The organism is Pseudoalteromonas sp. S3776 (assembly GCF_005886915.1).
Classification (GTDB): Bacteria; Pseudomonadota; Gammaproteobacteria; order Enterobacterales; family Alteromonadaceae; genus Pseudoalteromonas.
Genome location: NZ_PNCU01000007.1, coordinates 152371 through 175591, shown reverse-complemented (window position 1 = coordinate 175591; position 23221 = coordinate 152371). Strand labels below are relative to the sequence as shown.

Sequence of the window (23221 nt, the reverse complement as noted above, 5' to 3'; positions counted from 1 at the left end):
AAACATGCGCTGCCCTGCGGGTTCTGCCTAGGGGCGATAAACTCTTTGTTGCTCGGTTTTTACTTAGCCCACTAGGTTACAAACCTCGCGCCGCGATTTAATCGCCCCTAGATTGAACAAATTTCAATCCGCAAAGGTCAACACGCCCTAATATAGCCCATTATTAAATGGGCTATGCTAAAAACAAAAAAACCGCCAGTTGGCGGTTTTTTATTAAAAACGTAGGGCTAGATTATAGCTCGCCTTCGTTTTCAGATAGGAATTTAGCAACACCTTCAGGGCTTGCGTCCATACCTTTTTTACCTTCTTCCCAACCAGCTGGGCATACTTCGCCGTTTTCGCTGTGGAATGCTAGTGCGTCAACCATACGAATCATTTCGTCGATGTTACGGCCAAGTGGTAAGTCGTTCACTACTTGGTGACGTACGTTACCTTCTTCATCGATTAGGAAAGAGCCACGAAATGCAACGCCCGCTTCTGGGTGCTCAACGTCGTACGCTTTACAAATTTCGTGCTTAACGTCTGCAACTAGTGCGTATTTAACTTTACCAATACCGCCGTCTGCTACAGCAGTGTTACGCCATGCGTTGTGTGAGAACTGTGAATCGATAGAAACACCAATTACTTCTACGCCACGCTTTTGGAATTCTTCATAACGCTTATCAAATGCGATAAGTTCTGAAGGACATACAAACGTGAAATCTAGTGGGTAAAAGAAGATTACTGCTTTTTTACCTTTAATTGTTTCATGAAGGTTATAGCTATCTACAATTTCACCATTACCTAGAACAGCTGCAGCGGTAAAGTCTGGTGCCTGGCGGCCTACTAATACACCCATTTTATTCTCCAAATATTTTGAGTTTGTTGTCGATTGCATACGCAATGCTGATACTTATATGGGCGCTAAAAATAAAAAAACAATAGCGCCAACACATAATTACATGGCATTTTAAATTTAATAAGGAAAAAAGAACAATCGTATTTAGCGATGTATACAATCGAAAATACCGAACAGATATTAAAACTTTATTACGGCTATAAAAAAACCTGCATTTGCAGGTTTTAAAAAGTATTTAATCCATGATATCGGAAGGCATATCGCCCTTAATATTTTGCCAAATTTCACCCGTTTGATGGCCAAACTTACGCATCATCGAAATCGCACCATCGTGCTCACGTTTTTCAGCCAACACGGTTAGGTCTTTATAAAATTGGCGTGCTAACTGGCGAGTGCCTGCATCTGAAAAATAATGACAACCAATTTTAAAGTAAAACCCTCTAAAACCGTTAAGTATAAGTACGTAAATGCGGTTATTACCCGCAACAGCTAATTCGTGGTGAACTTTATAATCGTAATCAGCAAAAGCTTGTGCTGTGTCTTCGAGCTCATCGCTTTTAGATAAAATTTCAATAACACGCTCAGGGTTATATTTAATAGCAGCACGAGTATAAATGGCACTAATATTGGTGCGTGCAGATAGTAACTGATCTGTTAGCTCAGGCATTTTGTCTTCATCTAAACGCGCTAGAGTCTCAAGTATATTCAGCCCTGATGTTTCCCAAAAGTTATTTACTCTTGTAGGCTTACCGTGCTGAATCGTTAACCAACCGTCACGGGCTAAGCGTTGCAGTACTTCACGTAAGGTTGTTCTGGTTACACCAATTAACTCAGAAAGCTCACGCTCTGCAGGTAGAATTGAACCTGGAGGGAAATCGCCGTTCCAGATAGATTCAACTATATACTCTTCAGCAAATCCTGCTGGGCTTTTAGCTTTAAAAATTCTCATTCAATTCCCACTCGAATTAATCACAACACATCGTTTTATACGAATAACTGACAGATTGTACCAGATGAAATATAACTAACAAGTAAACTCGTTGATATAAGTGTCAACCATCAGCTGAAAATTTCGTAATAATAAATAGTAAAATTCAACATGCTTAAATTTGGCCAAATTTGCTATATAAATTTACCCTATTCATAGTAGGTACATTAAAGCGTGTTGATCTTTTTGAATTGAATTTGTTCAATCTAGGGGGGATTAAATCGCGCCGGGAGGTTTGTAACTTAGTGGGCACTATAACTGCTGCGTTACTCTCATCACTTGCATCTATGTAATACTATTACTGTATTACTTCACCATTACGTTACTACAAAAGCTCAAGTGCGCAACACCTTGTATGCAAGTACATTCAAGCATGCATACAACAGAGCATGTAAACTGTAACGTTTAAATAAGCCTTTTACTTTTATTTAATGTTTTATTTAGCAAAATAACCTTTATCTAAATAGAATGGCAATAACCTCTTATTAATTTCATCTTAAAAAATGCCCCTTCGGTAGCTTTTTTACCCTTTTTGTTGCTCGTTACTTTATCCTAGTACATAATTCAACGTCTTAATTCAATGCGGATTTTTTATGAACTGGCTAGCAAACCTCCCTACTAAACGCACTCCATGGCTACTATTTACAGGCATTGTATTTTTATTAGAAGTCACCGCACTGTTTTTTCAATATCAAATGGGCCTTGCACCATGCATTATGTGTATTTACCAGCGAACTGCGGTATTAGGGTTATTAGGGGCGGGTATTATTGGCGCAACTAAACCGCAGAGTAAACTAGTACGTACTATTGCTTATTTAGTGTGGGGTATATCAAGCGTATGGGGCTACTTTATTGCGCGGGAACACATAGAAATGCAAACAACCACCGATCCCTTTGCATTTAGCTGTGAATTTGAGCCTAACTTCCCAGCTTTTATGCCACTGCATGAATGGATCCCTAGTTTTTTTCAAGCCACTGGGGATTGCGGAAATATTGATTGGCAATTTGCAGGATTAAGTATGCCAGCGTGGATGGAAATTCTTTTTGCGTTATTTACTATCACGCTTTTTGTACTTGTTATCACTCGCTTACTTACTAAAAAGTCTATTTAATATGTTTACATTTTTTACCAGTCAGCTGCCTGAATTAAAGCACCTTAAAGTGAGACAGCGGCAAGCCGTTGTTGCGATTGCGCTAAGTATGCTCCCCGCAACCGATAGAGTGTTATTGAGAATAGTAAAGCTGCTATTGCTCAGCCCATTATTTTTATTATTTACTGTTTTTAAAGGATGGGAACTCATCCCCTTCTTAATTTTAGGTGGACTGTGTTACCCACTTTTAACAACACCGATTGAAATAAACTTTGCTAAAAAGTATTTAACAAAAGCACTTGAGCAATATTCACAGGGCGCTTAGCGCCCTGCCTAATCTATAGAGATACTTTTCCTTCTAATTTAGCTACCAACTTTTTGCCTATTCCTTTTACGTTAGCTAAATCACTTAGCTCAGTAAACTCACCATTTTCGGCTCTGTAATCAACAATAGCCTGCGCTTTTTTCTTACCAATACCGGGAAGCGTTGATAGCATTTCTGAATCGGCACTATTAATGTTAATCACTGGGGGCTGTTGCATTTCAGCCATAGGCTTATCAACCACAGGGTTAGCGTAGGTGAGCGCGCTAAAACCTAAAAAGCTAATAATAAGTAGCGTTAAAAGATTTTTCATTTGTTATTCCTTATTTTTGTTTATGCCAAAGCGTTATGGTTAGACGGCTAATTTGGCTTTAAGCATGGGCTTAATTTTTATTAGAGGAAATAATCTAAAATAAGGATCGACTTGCATCACTTATATTATTTCCAGTGCATAATCACCCAAATCCGAAAACCTAAAATGCAGCTGGTACAACAAAGTGATTATCTAAATAAAGTAAAGTTACGCTTTTTTGTCAAATTTATGACAATCTAAAATGTCGTGAATACTTGCAATTTATTTCGCAAACATTTACTGTATATAAAAACAGTGACCTACAAGTCAGTAACCACATTACCACGCAATCAAGCAGGAGAGATCATGGCTGTTGTTGTTAAATATGTTGTAGAACGAAACGGAGTTGAGCGAATGACGTTTACTACTAAAAAAGAAGCGGATGCCTATGACAAAATGCTCGATATAGCAGAATCGCTTGAAGTAATGCTGGAAAAAGTAGATGTGCCTTTAAGCGAGCAACAAGTAGAATCGCTCGCGCTTGAAATTGCAAAGAGTAAAGATGACTTTATGGCAGTGCTAAAAGGTGCAAAAGAGCCCTCAACAAAAGGCTCAGCTAAAGCTAAAAAAGCCGACAACGTAGCATCAATAAAAAATGATGATGAGCAACAAGCTAGCTAATTTGCGACAAATTATAAAAAGGGCTGCTATTAATAGCAGCCCTTTTTTATTAATTTTTGAACAGTTACAAATTTTTTCTGGCTTTTTAAACTGAAATTGATACATTAATCCGGTTAATAGCGAGTATTTATGTGTCATGTCAGTATTTATTAAGTCTTTCTACCAAAAAATTTTTCCAGCCCGTCAGTTACTTATTCGTCAAAATGGCGAAGTTAAGCATGTTGTTTTGGCGCCTTGGTTTCAGCTTTTTACAGTACTACTTATTTTAGGCACTATTATTTGGGTGGGTATTTCTAGTTTTCGTGTTTATAGCCAAACAAATAAAATAACACACATTGAACAAAGCCAAATTGATAAGCAACAAGTTTGGCAAAAACAGGTTCGTGAACAAAAGGCGCTGCACGCTAAGCAGTTAGAGCAACTTGCCGTCCTTGAGCAAAAGCAAGCGCTTTTACAAGGTATGATTGAATCTCTCCCCGCATCTATAAGCAAAGATACTATAAAACTAGAAGAGCAACTTGAATCGCCTATAAATGAAGACAAAGGCGAGTTTCATGAGCCGCTTGTTGATGAAGAACAAAAAAACAAACACGCAAACCTATTAACGCCAATAACTTTTGCTGCACGATATGAGCGCTTAAATAAACACTATGAGCATAATTTTGCGCGTATCGATGCACAAATAAATAAGCGCCATGATGCGATTTTAGCGATGTTAAAAGGGGCTGGGTTAGAATCCGCTCTTGAACAACATTTAGCGCTGGCCTCCCAAAACAGCGCACAAGGTGGGCCGTTAGATGTATTTGATGAAACTAAAATACCAAAGCCGTTTTTAGCCATTGTTGATAAGCTATTATTACTCAACAACCTTGAAAACTTTTTAACCGAGCTGCCTAACTCTCTGCCCTTACCTGCGGCTAAATACTATATTTCGAGCAACTTTGGTCTTCGAAAAGATCCAATGAACAACCGCCGAGCTTTTCACAAAGGTGTTGATTTAGCCGGCTGGCACAAAACCGAAATTTTTGCCCCTGCCGATGCTGTTGTGCTTCGCGCTGGCAGAAACGGCGGCTATGGTAACTTTATCGAGCTAGAGCATAAAAATGGCTTGATAACCCGTTTTGGCCACTTAAATAAGATTAAAGTGAAAAAAGGCCAAACAATCGCTAAAAATGAGGTAATTGGATTAATGGGTAGCACTGGCAGAAGTACCAGCACCCACTTACACTATGAAGTGTTACTCGATGGCAAACATGTCAATCCTCTAAAAATAACAAAGGCGCTTTCTCGTGTTCGGTAAAAAAAAGCAATCAAGTAGCCAGGCTACTTTAAAAAGAGTAAATCACACCCCTTCTATTATTTCTGAAGATGTGCGCTTAACTGGCACACTTACCAGCCAAGGCGAAGTACAGTTAGATGGCCGCATTGATGGCGATATAAAAGCAGAGCACTTGGTAATTGGCTCTACCGGCATTGTTGAAGGTGTGGTTGAGGCTAAAAGCGTCGTTGTAAAGGGCAAAATTATTGGCTCTCTTAACGCCAGTGAAGTGAATATTCAAAGCAGTGCTCACGTGCATGGCGATGTTTTTCACGACACCCTCAGTATTGACGCAGGAGCCATTATTGAAGGTAGCTTAAAACAACGCTTTGAAAAAGAAGAACCGGAACTTATTAGCGAAGAGTTAAAGCCCGCAAAAGAAGTAAAAACTTTGCTTGATGGGGCTGACAGCGACTTATCGTTTGTAAATAAACAAGCCGCTGATAAAGCTAAATCTAATTAGGGCGTGTTGACCTTTGGCGTTTGAATTTGCAGCAGTATGTTTGGTTTTTAGGCAAGGCAGAGCCTATGAAGTGTGGTTATTCCCCTCAAATAGGCGATAACGCAGCATAAATGCCAAACATGCACTGCCCTTTGGGTTCTGCCTAGGGGCGATAAACTCTTTGTTGCTCGGTTTTTACTTAGCCCACTAGGTTACAAACCTCGCGCCGCGATTTGAACGCCCCTAGATTGAACAAATTTCAATCCGCAAAGAACAACACGCCCTAAGCACTCATTACTTTTTTTCGGTTATGTACATTGTAATATCGGCAGTGAACACCAGTTCATTGCGGGTATTAAAAAGCTTGACCGGCACCACTAAATCCTCTTTATCTACCCATTGGCGTGGCAAGTCAATTTCTGCAATAGCCGTTACATCGGTATCAACTTTAGCTAAATATTGCACCGTCATTCCTTTAGGGATCCAGCGATGCGTTTTATATGGCACGGTCGCATCTACCATTACACCAGCGCACAGCTCCGCTAAGTTACATTGTGCAATAGCATGAATAGTCCCAATATGGTTATGTACGCTTCGGCGATTTTTTACCACAGCACTGCAGTGCCCTTCTCTTAAATCGAGCACATACGGTTTCATTGAGCCAAAATAAGGGGCTTTAATACAAACTGCTTTACTAAACAACCAATTGCCAAAAGGTAAGCGTTTAAATTTATGCCACGTTTTTAAAAGGGCAGATTTATTACTCATTGTTATTTCCTATCTTGTGTTTATAAATTCAAACTAACACATCAGACCAGTTAAAAAAAGTGCAATTCATCGTGCTGTTAATCCTTATGTCATGAAATATTTATCACAATGAAGTGTGGCTCACTCATAAGTCCTTTCTTTTTTATAAGCGGACCCCTAAAATAGCCAGCAAAAGGAGACCTAATGCAAACACAGCCCGCTAAACCCAACTTAATTTTATTACTCATCTTAGCGTTACTCGTAATCTTTTGCCCTATGGCTATTGATATCTATCTGCCCGCTTTTCCAACTATTGCCAAGCAATTTAATGTGACTGAACAACAAGTTCAGCAAACGGTAGCTATTTTTATGCTTACTGTGGGTTTAGGGCAATTAATTGCGGGGCCACTTGCCGATAAGTTTGGCCGAAAACCAGTAGCGGTTGTTGGTGTTAGTTTATATGCAGGCTCAGCTTTACTCGCCTATATGGCGCCCTCTTTTGCTGTATTAATGTGTGCACGCGCTCTACAAGGCTTAGGTGCATGTGCTACGTTTGTTGTTGCCTTTGCTATCGTACGTGATAAATATGGCAGCGAACGTAGTGGGCAAATGATCACCTATTTAAATGGAATTGTGTGCTTTATTCCTGCGCTTGCACCTATTTTAGGTGCTTGGCTTACCGTGCAATTTGGCTGGCGTATGAACTTTATGTTTTTAACTTTATTTGCCTTAACGGGGTTGGTTATTACGCTCACTCTATTTCGAGAAACTCGCCCTGCAGATAGTCACTATCAAGGGCACATTTTAGACCTACGTCGCTTTGTACCAATAATAACCACACCCATATTTTTATTTAATAGCTTGCTGTGTATGGTTGCGATGTCCGCAATCCTTGTGTTTGTTACCTTAGCACCGGGGTGGATTATTACACACCTAGGTGGCACAGTGACCGACTTTACTTTTTGGTTTACGCTCAATGCAATTTTAAGCATCGTAGCCAGCTTTACTACCCCCATTTACATTAAGCGCAATAGTCAAAAAGCCCTGCGTGTAGGTGTTACTGTGTTAGTAGGCTCAGGTATATTAATGATTGCGCTTAGCCATATCGAGTCGGCCATTGCGCTTATGCTGCCTATTTTAATAGCCGCACTTGGTTTTGCTTTGAGCTTAGGCTCTGCAGCTGGTATGGCATTATCGCGCTTCCCCAAGCAAGCGGGTACTGCCTCAGCATTAATTGGAGCAATGCAAATGAGTGGCGCTAGCTTACTTGTATTTTTGACGCAATATTTAGGCCTTAGCACACCTTGGCTAATTGCATTTCACTTATTATTACTGACGCCACTTTGGCTAATTTTAATGAGTAAAAAAGCCCACTCACTGCACCCGGCTAATTAATGATAAACCCAGATTTTTTAGCATCATTTTTACTCGCAAGCTTTTTAATGGCGGTGGCCCCTGGGCCATCAAACGCATTTTTAATGGCACAAACCTTTGCCAATGGTAGAGCAGCCGGGATACAAAGTGCTTTTGGGTTTGCTTTAGGTGGTGTGGTACATACCTTTTTGGCCGTGATTGGTTTAAGCGCAGTGCTAAAAGCCTCGCCTACCGCTTATAGTGCAGTGCAATATGCAGGGGCCGCCTATTTATGTTACTTAGGGCTCATGATGATCAAGGGCACATTAAAGCGCCCCGACACTTCAGAGGACAGTATAAGCGAAGACAAACCGCACATTAGTACGAGTAAAAAATCAAATGTAATGTTTCAAGCCATGATGACCGAGGTGCTAAACCCTAAAGTGGCGTTGTTTTTTATTGCGTTTATTCCACAATTTGTAGATCCAACTTTATCATCAGCAACTTTTCAGCTGGCTTTTTTTGGTTTGCTCTACCCTATTTTTGCTTTTCCGATTGACTGCACGTATATTTATTTTGGCGATAAAATCGCCCAGTTTTTTAGAAGTAATCCACACAGTCAGCTGTGGATTGATAGAGTCACCGGTATAGTGTTCATTGCGCTTGCCATAAATTTATTATACTAGTTACAAATAAGTAGTATTTATTCACAAATAATAAGATGCAGCATGGAACAAAAAAAACAGTCGTTACCAGCCAATAAAAATATTGCCTTAGTTGCTCATGATGGAAAAAAAGCCGCGCTAAAACTATGGTGTGAAAAACACAAAAATACGCTTAGCAAACACACGCTTTATGGCACAGGCACTACAGGGCATTTGATTGAAAAAACAACAGGGCTTGAAGTGGTTCAATTATTAAGTGGCCCGATGGGAGGCGATCAGCAGTTAGGCGCAAAAATTGCCGAGCATGAAATTCATGTATTGGTGTTTTTCTGGGACCCGTTGGCCTCGCAGCCACATGATCCGGACGTGAAGGCACTTCTTCGTTTAGCCGCTGTTTGGAATATTCCCGTGGCCTGTAATGAAGTCAGTGCCGATATGCTTTTGAGCTCACCACTTATGGATACAGAGCTGGAACGTACTTTGCCGGATTACGAAAAGTATCTCGCAACCCGACAAATCAATCTTTAAAGTTTTTTAGGTTACTTATAAAGCATGCTGGCCCATTTTGTTAGGCCAGCTGTAACACTACCAAAGTGATCTCCGTTCACCATTTTTATATCACCTAAATGCTCACTTAACGCCGCTTTAATAAGCGGTGACTGCGCACTTCCGCCCGTTAAATAAATAACATCTGGGGTGGTGGCTGCATCGGTAATTGCTTGTTTGGCAAGCGTAACTATTTGACTAATACTGCTTTCTACTGCAACCGCTAAATCACTAACCGATAGGTTTTTATTAAGATCACTATCTAAAAAATGTAGGTTGCAATCAAATGTACTTACAGTTGAAAGTGCTATTTTAGCCGCCTCACCTTGTTGAACTAGTTGATGACCTTGCTTATTTTGCTGTAATTGTATTAAGCGTTTGTAAAGCGCAGGCGCACTTACATCGCGTAATTGTGCGGTGAGTTCTCTGTAGTGGCTTTCACTGTAAAACTGGCTTTGTAAATTTACATCGTTAATTTTACAGGCTTGCCAAAAGGGTTGGTTTGGTAAAGGTAAGCCCGATTTAAAGGTACTGCCCAAACCAAGCAAAGGCATTAAGCCATGAAAACTAAGGGCTATATCTAAGTCATTTCCGCCAACACGTTTACCGCTGTGCGCTAAAAAGTCATTATCGCGTTCACTTTTACCTTTAAAGCTTGGCCCCATTTGTACAAACGAGCAGTCGCTGGTACCACCGCCAATATCTATAACTAATACTTTTTGATCTTCAGTCAAACCACTTTCGTAATCAACTCCGGCTGCAAGCGGCTCATATAAAAACTCAACATCTTTAAAGCCTGCGCGTTTTGCAGCTCGCTCTAAAATACCAAGCGCTTGCTGGTTTGATTGCTCACCGCCAACGGCCTGAAAGTTAACAGGACGCCCAATAACTGTTTGGGTAAGTGCTTTATCAAGCGAAAGCTCGGCGCGTTGCTTTATTTTTAAAATCATTGCGGTTGCAATGTCTTCAAAAAAATTAATTTGCCCTTGCTTTAATCCTGTGGCACCAAAAAATGATTTAGGAGATTTAACAAAATAGCCTTCTTCAGGAAACTGCACATATTCACTAATAGCTTCACGGCCAATAAAAAGCGTTTCGTCTGTAGGTTGTAAATCAAGATCTGACTTTATACGCGGGAGTGTATTTAATAAAGCTTGGCGCTGCGTTAAAAAGTCATGCTCGTGTGCTGTGCCTTTTACATGCTTTGCCACAAAGTCGACAACTAATGCGCTATGGTGCGTATAAAGAGTAGAAGGTAAATAATGTTTTCCTTGCTCAAGTGGCACTAACTGTACTTCCTTTTGCTCCATAACTCCCATGGCACAATTAGAACTACCGTAATCAAAACCTACAAACATACTTCACCATACATTAGAAAAAGGCCGCGCAATTTAGCATACTTTACCAAAATTATAAACGCTAGTGACCCTCCCTCACCCTTAAAAAGCTCGCAAAACGTGGTAAGCCATGCTTTGTTAACCCATGGTACCTATACGTTACCGTGCTGCCTATAGCCGGCGGTGCTTGGCGCTGTTTGTTACTAAAGCCCGTGCCTATTTTAAATATTTGCCCGTGGGGCGTTTTTACTTTTAATGCACCTAACATACCGGTGTATTTTCCTTTACCGGGTAAATGTGCAATAACAACTGCTTCAGCATCTAGGTAGGGCTTTAATTTTAATAATGTATTACTGCGCCCGCTTTTATATTTAGCATTGGCTAAATGCAGCATCACCCCTTCAGCCCCTTGCTTAGTTAAATTTTCAAAGTACTCTGTTAGTTGGGCTGTGCTAGTAAAGCGGTGTTGCTTAACTGCAGTTATATGCTGCTTATTGATTTGTTTTACCAAGGCTTGGTAGTTTTTATAACGCGTACTAAAAGGAAGGGTTGCATCTGGCATATCAAATATTTGAAAGCGTATAGCCTGCCAATCTGAATTACTGGGGCGTTTAGTTCTTACAACCCCACTGACCAAAGAAAATTGAGCCCGTGCTATCCACAACTCTCCATCTAACCAAACATCGGGTAAAGGCGCCGTAAACCAACTCGGGGCATTAATCGCATTTCCTCTGCGGGTAATAAACTTATCACCCGTCCATATTGCTCTTACACCATCAAATTTTTCACTAACGAGATATTCGCTAATATCACCATGTTTAGATTCATCATATACTTTTGCCAATAACACCTGAGGCTGCGCCGCAAACGTAAGCGATGAACCTATTAAAATAACAATTAAAAGTAAGTACTTTAGCTGAGCCATTACTGCATCCCTGCAAATAAAATAAGGCTTTAACTATAGTTGAGATTCGACCCACTGCCAAAACTCACCTAGGTCAGCCATTTTGTACGTCGCCTTACTAAAGTCATGGTCAACTGTATGATGATTTGCAATGGCAACAACATTAACCTGTGCATTAGTTGCAGCGCAAACGCCCGTATAGGTGTCTTCTACTGCAATTGCATGCTCTGGGTCTACATGTATGTGCTCAAGCGCTAAAAGGTAAGGATCGCCTGCAGGCTTTGGATTTGTTACATCGTCTTTTGTTACTATAGTATCAAATAACTTATAAAAACCTAGCCCTTTTAAAATAGGCATTGCTTCGCTGCGAGCACTGCCGGTAACTAACGCCATTTTTAGCCCACTGTTTTTAACAGCGTGTAAGGTTTGCTCAGTAAAAGGCATAACGGGCGGTAAATTAGTTTTTACGTATTCACCAAATAATCGATATTTTTCATCTGCTAAAAACTGTGCGCTGACGTTTAAATTATGCTCATTTTTAATATCAATTGCTGCTTCTAACGTTGGACGCCCTGAAAAGCGCTGACAAAACTCCACTTCGTTATAACTTACATTGTAGGGTGCAAGCAGCTGGCTCCAACATTCAAAGTGCATACTTTCAGAATCAACTAGCGTGCCGTCCATATCAAACAATACTGCGTTTAAGCTCATCCTCATTCCTTAAATTTTAACGTTAAAAAAGGCGCCTAGGCGCCTTTATAATATTATGCTGTTAAGCCAGCAGGTGGCTCAGCAAATGCTTCCTCACCGGTTTCAACATCAACCAGTTCGTAGCCTCGGGCTTTGCGTACAACCTTAAGCACTGGTTTTTCTAGCGCCGTTTTTAAACGATCAGCATCAGCTGCTAGCTCATCTAATGTTGTACCAAAAGGCGCTGCGCCTGTTTCTGACCAATTAGTTACTTTACCATTTAAGTTATATTCTACTTCGTGTATTTGGTATTGCGCTGCTTCGTCTTTCGTTGCTTCACAAAAAATTACACGGTAGTTCCAAAATCCAGCCATTTGTTTATCTCATTCAATTTAATTAACGCTACTTTACCAGCTTTATAAAAACATAAAAGCCTGCACAAGGCAGGCTTTTAAAATTAGTCTAATTTAAGTTAGTTTTAGAAAAAGTTAACTTTAAATTCAGCACCAATGTAGCGCTCTTCATTAACAATGCCCGTATTGTTATTGAAGTCTACCGCACCAATTGCTTGCTGTTCATCAAATAAGTTACGAACAAAAGCAGACACTTGGTACTCATAGTCACCTTCAGCCCACTCGTAACCTGCACGTAAACCTACTTCTGTTAATGCTTTACCTTCAAATTCTACTGAATCGTATAGGAACATGTTAATTTCGCTGCGGTATGAAATATCACCTAGCGCAAAGAAGTTACCATCTTCAAGCTCTTTGTTATAACGAAGAGTAAAGTTAGAGATCCACTCTGGCGCATGCGGTAAGCTATTGCCATCAAGTACGGCTAAACCTGCATCGTTAATAGGGTCATTAACTGTACATTGAAAACAAGTAGCTACAGCTAGCTCATCATCTTTAATTTCAGTTTTGTTGTGGCTTAAGTTAAATGTTGCATTAAACTCATCGCTTAATACCCACTCTGTATCTAGCTCAAAACCATAACCTGTTGTTTTATCAGCGTTAACTAGGCGGTTAAAGTTAGCACCACCACCTACAGCAGTAAGCTGTTGGTCGTCCATTGTGTAGTAAAATACCGTTGCATTTACACGGCCTTGGCCGTCAAGAACGTCTGATTTAATACCAGTTTCGAATGAAGTGACGGTTTCTGATTCAGCTGTTGTTACGTCATCACCAAACAAAATACGACCTTGTAAGCTAGGCGCGCGGAACGTGTTTGCTACACGGCTGTACCAGTTCACATCGTCATTAACTTTGTAGTTTGCAGATAAATCCCAGCTTACGTGGCTGTCGCTTACACTACGTTCTACGTATAAAGCGCCACCGCCAATTGGGCTAATTGTACGGTCTGCAACAAAATCTTTTTCATCATCTGAGTAACGCAGACCCGCAGTTACTTTTAACTTATCTGAGAAGATATAATCTACAGAACCGAAAATAGCCCATGCTGTTGTGTCTTGTTGTTGCTGAACATAACCGTTTAAAGCGCCAGCAGGTGAAGAGAACGTATCGTAACTAAAGTTTTCGATTGTTAGTTCTTCATCAAAGTAAAAAAGACCAACTTGGTAGTTTAAGTCACCGCTAAAGTTACTTGCAATGCGTAGCTCTTGCGTTAACTGATCTTGCTCAGGAATACCGTCTGCACTTTCTGAAGAAAATGGAATTAAACCTGGGCCCATGTAATCAGGGATGTATTCAGCACCGTAGCCACCATCAATGTCGGCACGTGAGTATATTTCTGCACTTTCCCAACCTGAAATAGAAGTTAGCGTGTATTCATCGCTAATATCCCACTCAAGCTTTAAGCTTGCGCCTTCAGATTCAACTTGCTGGGTGTTGCGTACAGCAGCATCTTGATAAACAACATCATGCTCGTAGTTGTCTACTAAATCGTTTGAGCCAGCTTCAATAACGTTTGCACGAAACGCAATAGGTGAGCCGTCTAAGTCACGCGTGTGGTAGTTTAGTAAAGCAGTAAAATCATCGCCTTCGTATAAAAACTGAATACGCGCTGCTTTTTCTGTGTAGCCGCCCTGCTCGTCTTTCGCTTCAAAGCCAGGCGCTTGGTTATCAATGTAATCGTCTTTATCTTGCCATAGTAATGAAACACGTGCAGATAAACGATCTGTTAGTGCACCACCTACAGCGCCCTCAGTGTCTACAGCGCCACGGCTACCGTAAGAAACAGCACCGTAACCTTCAAATTCTTGGCTTGGTTTAACAGTATCAAATTTAACTAGGCCAGCCGGCGTATTACGGCCAAACAGTGTACCTTGCGGGCCACGTAGTACTTCTACACGCTCAACATCAAATACAGGAAAGCCTTTTAAAATAGCATTTTCTTGAACTACTTCATCAACAACTAATGAAACAGGTTGTGAAGCATTAAGATCGAAATCGGTATTACCCAGACCACGAACATAAAAACGAGGGAAAGAACGTCCAAACGATGATTCGATTGAAAGGCTTGGGATTTTCGCACTCATAAAGCGAATATCCATACCAGCAGAACTATAAGCATCAAGGTTATCACCTTGTAATGCAGATACAGCAACAGGCACTTCTTGTGCATTTTCTACACGTTTACGAGCAGTAACTTGAATAACTTCTAATTGGTTATTTTTTTTTGCAGTTTCTTCTTCAGCAGCAAGAGTAGAAACAGAGGTACCAGCTGCAGATAATAAAGCAGCATTGATTATGGTCGCTATTGCAGTTTTTTTGATTGCTTTCATGTCGGGTATAAACCTTTTGTATGCACTCTTGTTCAACGGTTTTTTGTGTTGCGCAATGTATTCATTGCGGGCTCGTACAATTTTTCGCGTCTAGCTTTATGGCGCGCGGACCTCATCACCGAGAGTACAAAAACGGAGTAATGAGGCTGAACGAACGATGAAGATTATACCATTGTATTACAAATTTACTGCATAAATATGTACAAAAAAGTAAACTTTTTTGCAACATTTAACCACATTTCCTTGCTTTTTTACCCTTTTTTAGATGCAAAAGGCTAACAATACGGACATATGTCCTTACCATCAAAACCCACTTTAAAGTAGCGAAAATATGTAACCTGACAAATAAACCCAATACAGAAACACGCAATTAAAACCTACCAATGCTACTAAATTTTAAAAGCTAAATTTATTGAGTACGCTTTAGCGCTATTTCTCCATCAATGTGAATATCGCGCTGTGGGAATGCAATCACCACATCGTGTTTTTCAAAAACGGCATAAATACTAAAGCGAATATCACTGCGTACTTTCCTAAGCATGGTTTCCGACTCGGCGCACACCCAAAAAATCGCATTGAATACAAGAGAGCTATCAGCAAAGTCATCAAATAAAACAGAAGCTGTTGGATTTGCTAATATAGCATCATGCTCATCAAGCACTTGTTGAATTAACTTTTTAACAAGCACAACATCTGAACCATAGGCTACGCCCACGCTTACCGACGAACGTGCATTACCATCTATTAGCGTCCAGTTCGTCACGGTGTTTTCTAAAAGCTGGGAATTAGGTATCAGCATATGTACACCATCGTTTCGGCGGATACGGGTAGAGCGTGTATTAATAGTTTCAACAACGCCTTTTGCGTTACCCACCTCTAAAAAATCCCCAATGCGGATTGGGCGCTCCCACATTAATATCCAACCGCTGATAAAGTTATTAATAATATTTTGCGCGCCAAAACCTACCCCTATGGCTATGGCTCCTGATACAAAAGCAAAGGCAGTAAGTGGAATATTTAAGACCTCTAACGAGGTGAAAATAAGTATCGCAATACTCAAAATAAAGTAAATGCGCGTAAACAGATGGACCGCATCTTGGCTTATTTTTTTAGCCAGCAGTGTTTTTTTAATAAGTTTGCCAATCCGCGTTACTACAAACCACATAGCAAATAAAATTAAAGGGACCTGTATAACCTTAGCTACGGTGATGTGTACGTCGTTATAGGTAAAAATGACAAAGCTAAGATAATGTTGAATGTGTTCGAGCGTCATGTATTTTCCAAAGTCTTATTTGTTGTTTGTTGTTTGTTGTTTGTTGTTTGTTCAATAAAAATTTAGTGTGGTTCAGTCTTCGCTAAGCTTAGCACGGCATAATAGGGTTAAGTCGCTAAGTTAATAGGTTTAACGTTTTTGTTTAAACAATTTATTAACTCTTTATTGCACCGAGTGCTATATAAATAGTGTACACGCACTGGAGATTACATATGTCACAACTTACTTTAAATCAAAGACTCGCCACTTTGCAGCCGCAGGTAGACTTAAATTTGTTTGAAAGCAGCCTAGATTATCGCAATAAAATCTTGTGTCTTCTTGCTGAACAAGAACAAACACTGGCGACTATTAATAAAGAATTTGGCCAGCAATCAAATAGCTTTGGATCTGAAAAACGCTTTGTGCTTGGCTATAACTAACCTTTTAAAACACACACAATACAATATTTAAGTAGCTTTACGCTTATTTTTAAGGCTACTTTTACCTCCAAAACGCATTTTTAGTAGCTAATTTGCGTTTAAATCCCGCTTAATACCGATAAACTTTATTGTATAAACGCCAAAATTTGATAAGTTAACTGGGTTTTCGACTCGAAAAGCCTATTTCGGCTCATCTTTTTATGGAGTTATTATGCGTAAAACACTGATCGCCACTACTATTGCTAGTGCCCTAATCCTATCTGCTTGTTCATCTAACGAAACTCAGAACACAGCTAAAGAGAGCGCAGCACAAGTGCAAGATATGAACGCAAACAATGTATTATTCAAACCAAGCCCATTACAATACATGGCGCCGGAGTTTGATAAGTTTGGCACAAAAGACTACGAAGCAGGCTTTGATGCAGGTATTGCTCAGCACACTGCACAAGTTCAAGCAATTGCAAACAACCCAGAACCAGCAACATTTGAAAATACACTTGTAGAGATGGAAAAGTCTGGCGAGTTGTTAAACCGCGTATCTGCTGCTTTTTATAATCTATCGGGTTTAATTTCAGATGACGAATACCAACGTATAAGTAAAAAAATGGCGCCGGTATTATCTGCTCACTCTGATGACATTTACCTAAATGGTGCGTTATTTAAGCGTGTACAAACTATTTACGACAATAAAGATGCACTTAACGCTGAAGATCAACGCTTAGTTGATTACTACTACAAGCAGTTTGTAAAAGCCGGTGCTAAGTTAAGCGATGCTGAAAAAGCTAAAATGCGTGAAATAAACGCTCAGCTTGCAGAGCTATCTACTGCGTTCTCTCAAAACATTTTAAAATCGTTTAAAGAAGACGTAATTGTAGTTACTGACAAATCTAAACTTGCCGGCCTATCTGAAGGTGAAATTGCAGGCCTTGCAGCCGCTGCTAAAAAAGCAGGTAAAGAGGGCTACATGATAACCTTGGTTAATACTACTCAGCAGCCAATTTTATCAAGCCTTGAAAACCGTGAGCTACGCGAGCAAATTTTTAAAGCCTCTACAAACCGTGCTGCTAAAACTAACGGTCCTATCATCATTGAAGAAACAAACCTGCGTGCACAAAAAGCAGAGCTGTTAGGCTTTAAAAATTGGGCATCGTATGTAATGACATCGCGCATGGCACAAACAACCGATAACGTGTACGGCATTTTAGATGACCTAGCACCAAAAGCAGTTGAAAAAGCCAAAGCAGAAGCGGCCGCTATCCAAAAAGTAATTAACGATTCAGGCGAGAGCTTTGAGCTTAAGCCATGGGACTGGGCGTTTTACGCAGAAAAAGTACGTGCCGAAAAGTACGACCTAGATCCTGCGCTAGTTAAGCCATACTTTGAAATGAACTCTGTGATCCATGATGGTTTATTCTTCGCAATGAACAAGTTGTACGGAATCACTTTTAAAGAGCGTAAAGACCTACCTGTTTACCATGAAGATGTAACTGCATACGAAGTATTTAACGCCGATGGCAGCGCTATTGGTTTATTTTACATGGACCCATACGCACGTGAAGGTAAGCGTGGCGGTGCATGGATGAGTGCATACGTAAGCCAAAGCGGCTTAAAAGGCACTAAACCGGTTATTTATAACGCACAAAACATTCCAAAACCAGCTGAGGGCGAGCCTACGTTAATGACCTTCGACGAAGTATCGACTATGTTCCATGAATTTGGTCATGCTGCGCACGGTTTATTCTCAAATGTTAAATACCCAAGCCTAGCAGGTACTGCTACAGCACGTGACTTTGTTGAGTTTCCATCACAAGCACACGAAGACTGGATGATTGAACCTACGGTACTTGCTAACTACGCTAAGCATTACAAAACGGGTGAGCCAATTCCACAAGCATTACTTGATAAAGTACTAGCATCGCAAAAATTCAACCAAGGCTTTGGTACCACTGAATACTTAGCAGCTGCTTTACTTGATATGGAATGGCACTCATTTGGTTCTGATAAAAAAATCAGTGATGTTCAAAAGTTTGAAAGCGATGCGCTAAAAGCACACGGTATTGATTACTACCCAGTGCCACCGCGTTATAAATCAAACTACTTTAGCCATACGTTTGCCGGTGGTTACTCAGCAGGTTACTACGCCTACCTATGGACAGAAGTATTTGCTGCAGATGCCTTTGCACATATGGAAAATAACGGTGGCCTAACCCGCGAAAACGGTGACAAGTTCCGTGAAGAAATCCTATCTAAAGGTAACAGCCGCGACTTAATGCAAAGCTACATTGAGTTTAGAGGCCAAAAACCAACAACAGATGCACTTCTTAAGCGTCGTGGTTTAGTTGATTAATAACCTCGTTTATTAATTTTTGCTTTATAAAAGCCCGCTTGCGGGCTTTTATTGTTTATAACAGATAAACTAGCCACATTATAAATTATAAAAAACGACAATTATGGGCTATTTATTTGCTGTTACCTTACTGTGGGCTTTTTCATTTAGTTTAATTGGTGTGTACCTAGCAGGCCAAGTAGACGCATGGTTTAGCGTATTAATACGCGTTGCATTAGCCACATTGGTTTTTTTACCCTTTTTAAAACCTAAACTTACCTCAAAACCACTCGCACTAAAGCTTATGCTGATAGGCGCTGTGCAGCTGGGTGTTATGTACAGCTTTTACTATCATTCCTTTTTATTTTTAAGCGTGCCCGAAGTGTTGCTTTTTACTGTTATGACGCCGCTTTATATAACGCTTTTAAACGATGCGCTTAACAAACATTTTAACCCGCGCTTTTTTGTAGTGGCGCTTATCGCTGTGTTGGGCGCGGTGGCTATCCGCTGGGAAAACCTCAATAATCACTATATGTTAGGTTTATTACTGGTTCAGGGTGCCAATATTAGTTTTGCAACAGGACAAGTAACTTATAAACGTTTAATGGCCACTAATCAGCTAGATGACAAAACCGTATTTGGCTGGTTTTTTATTGGCGCCTTGGTGGTGGCAAGCGCTTGCTACGTATTATTTGGCGATACAAGCAAGTTACCGAGTACACCTACCCAGTGGGGTATTTTAATATATTTAGGTATTGTTGCCTCGGGCCTTGGTTACTTTTTATGGAATAAAGGCGCAACCAAAGTAAATGTAGGCGTGTTAGCCGTTATGAACAACGTACTTATTCCTGCCGGTATTATTGTTAACGTGCTTATATGGAATAAAGATGCAGATATTATGCGCTTAAGTATCGGTGGGGTAATTATGTTAGCAGCACTGGCAGTCAATAAAGTAGGAACAAATAAACAGAACGTCACACCCTTGTAGTTAATTTGTCATTAAATACGATTAGGGTTAAGGAAAATAATATGAAGGATTAAACATGAAACACCTTACCCTAATAACAAGCTCTGTAATGCTGGCACTACTTAGCGGCTGCGATGACAATGTCGAAGTGGTAGAAAAAGAGGTAGTGGTTACCAATACCACTGTTGAAGTTGTTGAAGTACCTACGCCAGTGATTGTTGAAGTGGCAAAAGGCGATGCGCCAGATATTCAATTAGGTACTCGTGCTGATTACCTAATTAACGATATGACTCAGAGCGATTTAAAAACAAAATTAGAGTCGTGTAAGGATGGGCCATTTTATCGTACAGATTTTTCTATTGGGCATCGTGGTGCGCCTATGCAATACCCTGAGCATACGAAAGAGTCTTATATAGCTGCGGCGCGAATGGGAGCAGGTATTGTAGAATGCGATGTTACTTTTACAAGCGACAAAGAGTTAGTGTGTCGCCACTCTCAGTGCGATTTGCACACCACCACCAATATATTAGCCATTGATGAACTTGCCGCTAAATGCAGTGTGCCTTTTACTCCAGCTAACGCGGCAAGTGGCACGCCTGCCACCGCTAAATGCTGCACAAGCGATATAACCTTAAGCGAATTTTTAACGCTTGAAGGTAAAATGGATGGCGCCAATACCCAAGCCACCACCGTTGATGAATACATCAAAGGTACGCCTAGCTGGCGTACAGACCTATACGCTACTAGTGGCACGTTATTAACGCATAAGCAAAGTATTGAGTTATTTAAAAGCCTTGGGGTAAAAATGACCCCAGAGCTAAAGTCGCCGCAAGTTAGCATGCCTTTTGAGGGGATGACACAACAGCAATACGCACAAAAAATGCTTGATGAGTACACGCTGTTAGACGTACCAAGCAGTGATGTGTACCCGCAATCGTTTAATCTTGATGATGTAAAGTATTGGATAAATAACAATCCTGACTTTGCAAATCAAAGCGTATATTTAGATGGCCGCGACAGCGAAGCGGGCTTTGACCCAAGTAACCCTGATACGTGGCAACCAAGTATGGAAGCGCTGGTAGCCGATGGTGTTAAAATCTTAGCGCCTCCTATTTGGATGATGCTTACCATCGATAACGAAAGTAATATAGTCCCCTCACAATACGCTATTGATGCAAAAGCAGCGGAGCTTGAACTAATTGCATGGAGCCTTGAGCGCTCGGGGCCTCTTAACGAGGGCGGTGGCTATTACTATCAATCGATCGCTGATGTTATTGATAACGATGGCGACATGATGAAGGTCGTTGATGTACTCGCGCGGGATGTAGGCGTTATAGGAATATTTTCGGATTGGCCTGCGACCGTAAGCTACTACGCAAGTTGCAATAAAATGCCTGCAAGTATTTAAAAAACACATTTCAGCGGTCGTTTATTTTTTTGCGCTCAGTTACCATAACCTTATTAATTATTTAACTGAGCGCTTTTATGATAATCCAACACCATAATACCGACCTACCCACCCCAACAGGCTTGATGCGAACTACCGTTTACCGTCCTCAAGCTCCTGGCCAATACCCAAGTATTATTTTTTACTCTGAAATTTTTCAGCAAACAGCCCCGATTGCGCGCAGCGCCGCAATTTTAGCAAGCCATGGTTTTGTTGTGTTAGTGCCTGAGGTATTTCATGAGCTAAACCCGATTGGTACTGTACTTGCCTACGATGAGGCAGGTAAAGATAAAGGGAATGCCGATAAATGGCAAAAGCCACTTGAGCAACACGACAGTGATACCCAGGCACTCATCGACTTTATACAAAACCAAGATTACTGCACTGGTACCGTAGGTGCTATGGGTGTGTGCATCGGTGGGCATTTAGCTTACAGAGCCGCATTAAATCCACATGTAAAAGCGGCATTTTGTTTATACGCCACCGATATTCATAGTGATACCTTACCCGCTAATGCAGGTAACAATTCGTTTGAACGCATGGCTGATATTCAAGGCGAAGTACACTTTATTTGGGGTAAACAAGACCCACATGTACCGCAGCAAGGCCGAAGTAAAATTTACCAGCAATGTGTCGCTACGGGTATTAACTATCAATGGCAAGAAGTAAACGCACAGCATGCATTTATGCGTGATGAGGGCGAGCGCTACGATGCAGCGCTTGCAATCACTATGTATCAGCAAGCTGTTGCATTATTTAGCCGCACGCTTTAACACAAGGCTTTTTAAACGTTTTTCAGCATGCCCAACGCGGTGTGCTGTTTTACAAAATACGCTTTTAAGTAATCAATAAATAACCTAAGCTTTTTAGAGCCAGCGGCCCCAGGCGGAAACACACCATAAAGCTCTATATCTTTTGTTTTATAGTCATCAAGTATTATTTCTAGCAGCCCAGCTTGTACTTTAGGCCACGCGTCATACAAAGGAATACGACCAAGCCCATGCCCAGCTTCCACAAACGCGGTACGCGCGGCGGCATTGTTGGTACTTATGCCACCTTGTAGTATTACATCGTATTTTTTGCCCTCTTTGGTAAGAGTTAATGTTTTACTGCTAAGTTGGTACACCACCCATTTATGTGAGGCTAATTCAGCTGGCGTGTGCGGTTTGCCAAAGTGCTCAAAGTACGTTGCAGAACCACAAATACAGGTACTCATGGTTGTTAATTTAGTAGCCTGTAAATTAGAGTCTCTTAAAGCGACGCCACGGATAGCTATATCAAAGCCATTTTTTATTATATCAACCACATCATCGGTGAGCTGTAAGTCTATTTCAATTTTAGGGTATTGACGTTTAAACGTATTAATTGCGGGCACAATTAATTGCATGCCAACATTAACAGGGCAACTTATTTTTAATATTCCTTGTGGCTCACTTTTAATGTTTTCTATTTGCTGATTAGCCGCGTTTGCTTGCTCGGTGATCACTCTACAGCGCTCATAGTACGCAATACCTGCCTCGGTTAAAGCCATTGTGCGGGTAGAGCGGTTAAGCAATGTTACTTCTAATTGCGTTTCTAGTTTTTTAAGGTGATAACTTACCACCGCTCGCGTTAACCCTAATTGCTTTGCAGCCGCGGTTAAACTGCCCTGCTCGACAATTTGCGCAAATACCACCATGCTTTTAAGTTGCTCAAACGACACTTTCATCACACACCCACCTTTGGTTATTAACTCAATCATTGTATCAATAATTAAACCAATAAAGTTAACTTTATCATCGTTGTTTAAATCCTTGTGAGTGCATATAGTTATTACAACACCTTGGTTAACA

The 23221-nt window shown here is 40.7% G+C and carries 24 protein-coding genes; 13 read left to right on the top strand and 11 right to left on the bottom strand.

Annotated elements, in window-relative coordinates; all coding sequences use genetic code 11:
• Window positions 1–232: 232 nt before the first annotated feature.
• Together CWC16_RS04640 and fadR are read right to left on the bottom strand one after the other, a co-directional pair.
• Complete coding sequence (locus CWC16_RS04640) at window positions 233–838, bottom strand: peroxiredoxin (RefSeq protein ID WP_138540691.1); 606 nt, start codon at window positions 836–838, stop codon at window positions 233–235.
• 235 nt (window positions 839–1073) lie between these two features.
• Entirely contained in the window at window positions 1074–1787 is a 714-nt protein-coding gene (gene fadR, locus CWC16_RS04635) for a fatty acid metabolism transcriptional regulator FadR (RefSeq protein WP_055014083.1), read from the bottom strand.
• A gap of 632 nt (window positions 1788–2419) precedes the next feature.
• Between fadR and dsbB the strand changes: the two genes are divergently transcribed.
• Both dsbB and CWC16_RS04625 read left to right on the top strand, forming a co-directional pair.
• Window positions 2420–2938: a disulfide bond formation protein DsbB gene (gene dsbB / locus CWC16_RS04630; protein WP_138540690.1), complete on the top strand. Its 519-nt coding sequence runs from the start codon at window positions 2420–2422 to the stop codon at window positions 2936–2938.
• 1 nt (window position 2939) lies between these two features.
• On the top strand, window positions 2940–3242 hold the full coding sequence (locus tag CWC16_RS04625; protein WP_138540689.1) for a DUF6170 family protein: 303 nt from the start codon (window positions 2940–2942) through the stop codon (window positions 3240–3242).
• 13 nt (window positions 3243–3255) lie between these two features.
• On the opposite strand, the gene CWC16_RS04620 is transcribed toward CWC16_RS04625, so the two are convergent.
• Window positions 3256–3552 carry a ComEA family DNA-binding protein gene (locus CWC16_RS04620; protein WP_055014086.1) on the bottom strand — a complete coding sequence of 99 codons (297 nt, stop codon included), beginning with the start codon at window positions 3550–3552 and terminating at the stop codon, window positions 3256–3258.
• A 345-nt stretch (window positions 3553–3897) separates the two neighbouring features.
• Between CWC16_RS04620 and CWC16_RS04615 the strand changes: the two genes are divergently transcribed.
• From CWC16_RS04615 to CWC16_RS04605, 3 genes are all read left to right on the top strand, one after another.
• Window positions 3898–4212, top strand: a complete 315-nt coding sequence (locus CWC16_RS04615; protein ID WP_138540688.1) for a YebG family protein — start codon at window positions 3898–3900, stop codon at window positions 4210–4212.
• 136 nt (window positions 4213–4348) lie between these two features.
• The gene (locus CWC16_RS04610; protein ID WP_138540687.1) at window positions 4349–5512 is read left to right on the top strand and encodes a M23 family metallopeptidase; all 1164 of its coding nucleotides are present in this window, start codon (window positions 4349–4351) and stop codon (window positions 5510–5512) included.
• On the top strand, window positions 5502–5993 hold the full coding sequence (locus tag CWC16_RS04605; protein ID WP_055014089.1) for a bactofilin family protein: 492 nt from the start codon (window positions 5502–5504) through the stop codon (window positions 5991–5993). Before CWC16_RS04610 ends, CWC16_RS04605 begins: the two co-directional genes overlap by 11 nt.
• 273 nt (window positions 5994–6266) lie before the next feature.
• Here the strand turns inward: CWC16_RS04605 and CWC16_RS04600 are convergent, their stop codons facing one another.
• Window positions 6267–6740 (bottom strand): hotdog fold domain-containing protein, encoded by a 474-nt coding sequence (locus tag CWC16_RS04600; protein ID WP_138540686.1) that lies wholly within the window; start codon window positions 6738–6740, stop codon window positions 6267–6269.
• Between the two features lie 183 nt (window positions 6741–6923).
• On the opposite strand from CWC16_RS04600, the gene CWC16_RS04595 reads away from it, so the two are divergent.
• From CWC16_RS04595 to CWC16_RS04585, 3 genes are read left to right on the top strand one after another with little or no spacing between them, the layout of a single operon-like run.
• Window positions 6924–8114 carry a multidrug effflux MFS transporter gene (locus CWC16_RS04595; RefSeq protein WP_138540685.1) on the top strand — a complete coding sequence of 397 codons (1191 nt, stop codon included), beginning with the start codon at window positions 6924–6926 and terminating at the stop codon, window positions 8112–8114.
• Window positions 8114–8758, top strand: coding sequence for a LysE family translocator (locus CWC16_RS04590; protein ID WP_138540684.1), 645 nt, complete (start codon window positions 8114–8116; stop codon window positions 8756–8758). The genes CWC16_RS04595 and CWC16_RS04590 overlap by 1 nt, the downstream gene beginning before the upstream one ends.
• A gap of 42 nt (window positions 8759–8800) precedes the next feature.
• Complete coding sequence (locus CWC16_RS04585) at window positions 8801–9265, top strand: methylglyoxal synthase (protein ID WP_055014093.1); 465 nt, start codon at window positions 8801–8803, stop codon at window positions 9263–9265.
• Between the two features lie 11 nt (window positions 9266–9276).
• Here CWC16_RS04585 and yegD read toward each other — a convergent pair whose 3' ends face one another.
• The 6 genes from yegD to CWC16_RS04555 form a co-directional block, all read right to left on the bottom strand.
• On the bottom strand, window positions 9277–10641 hold the full coding sequence (gene yegD / locus CWC16_RS04580; RefSeq protein WP_138540683.1) for a molecular chaperone: 1365 nt from the start codon (window positions 10639–10641) through the stop codon (window positions 9277–9279).
• A gap of 61 nt (window positions 10642–10702) precedes the next feature.
• Window positions 10703–11545, bottom strand: a complete 843-nt coding sequence (locus CWC16_RS04575) for a DNA ligase (protein WP_138540682.1) — start codon at window positions 11543–11545, stop codon at window positions 10703–10705.
• A gap of 33 nt (window positions 11546–11578) precedes the next feature.
• Window positions 11579–12235 carry an HAD family hydrolase gene (locus CWC16_RS04570; protein WP_138540681.1) on the bottom strand — a complete coding sequence of 219 codons (657 nt, stop codon included), beginning with the start codon at window positions 12233–12235 and terminating at the stop codon, window positions 11579–11581.
• 53 nt (window positions 12236–12288) lie between these two features.
• Window positions 12289–12588, bottom strand: a complete 300-nt coding sequence (locus CWC16_RS04565; RefSeq protein WP_004587389.1) for a hypothetical protein — start codon at window positions 12586–12588, stop codon at window positions 12289–12291.
• A 104-nt stretch (window positions 12589–12692) separates the two neighbouring features.
• Window positions 12693–14957 (bottom strand): TonB-dependent receptor, encoded by a 2265-nt coding sequence (locus tag CWC16_RS04560; protein ID WP_138540680.1) that lies wholly within the window; start codon window positions 14955–14957, stop codon window positions 12693–12695.
• 409 nt (window positions 14958–15366) lie between these two features.
• Window positions 15367–16230 carry a mechanosensitive ion channel family protein gene (locus CWC16_RS04555; RefSeq protein WP_138540679.1) on the bottom strand — a complete coding sequence of 288 codons (864 nt, stop codon included), beginning with the start codon at window positions 16228–16230 and terminating at the stop codon, window positions 15367–15369.
• A gap of 212 nt (window positions 16231–16442) precedes the next feature.
• Between CWC16_RS04555 and CWC16_RS04550 the strand changes: the two genes are divergently transcribed.
• From CWC16_RS04550 to CWC16_RS04530, 5 genes are all read left to right on the top strand, one after another.
• Window positions 16443–16649 carry a hypothetical protein gene (locus CWC16_RS04550; RefSeq protein ID WP_004587392.1) on the top strand — a complete coding sequence of 69 codons (207 nt, stop codon included), beginning with the start codon at window positions 16443–16445 and terminating at the stop codon, window positions 16647–16649.
• 211 nt (window positions 16650–16860) lie between these two features.
• The gene (locus tag CWC16_RS04545) at window positions 16861–18996 is read left to right on the top strand and encodes a M3 family metallopeptidase (RefSeq protein WP_138540678.1); all 2136 of its coding nucleotides are present in this window, start codon (window positions 16861–16863) and stop codon (window positions 18994–18996) included.
• 103 nt (window positions 18997–19099) lie between these two features.
• Window positions 19100–19963: a carboxylate/amino acid/amine transporter gene (locus CWC16_RS04540; RefSeq protein WP_138540677.1), complete on the top strand. Its 864-nt coding sequence runs from the start codon at window positions 19100–19102 to the stop codon at window positions 19961–19963.
• A gap of 55 nt (window positions 19964–20018) precedes the next feature.
• The gene (locus CWC16_RS04535; protein WP_138540676.1) at window positions 20019–21350 is read left to right on the top strand and encodes a glycerophosphodiester phosphodiesterase family protein; all 1332 of its coding nucleotides are present in this window, start codon (window positions 20019–20021) and stop codon (window positions 21348–21350) included.
• Between the two features lie 77 nt (window positions 21351–21427).
• A complete protein-coding gene (locus CWC16_RS04530) occupies window positions 21428–22162 on the top strand; it encodes a dienelactone hydrolase family protein (protein WP_138540675.1) in 735 nt (244 codons plus the stop codon).
• An 11-nt stretch (window positions 22163–22173) separates the two neighbouring features.
• Here the strand turns inward: CWC16_RS04530 and CWC16_RS04525 are convergent, their stop codons facing one another.
• Entirely contained in the window at window positions 22174–23097 is a 924-nt protein-coding gene (locus CWC16_RS04525) for a LysR family transcriptional regulator (protein WP_138540695.1), read from the bottom strand.
• Window positions 23098–23221 lie beyond the last annotated feature (124 nt).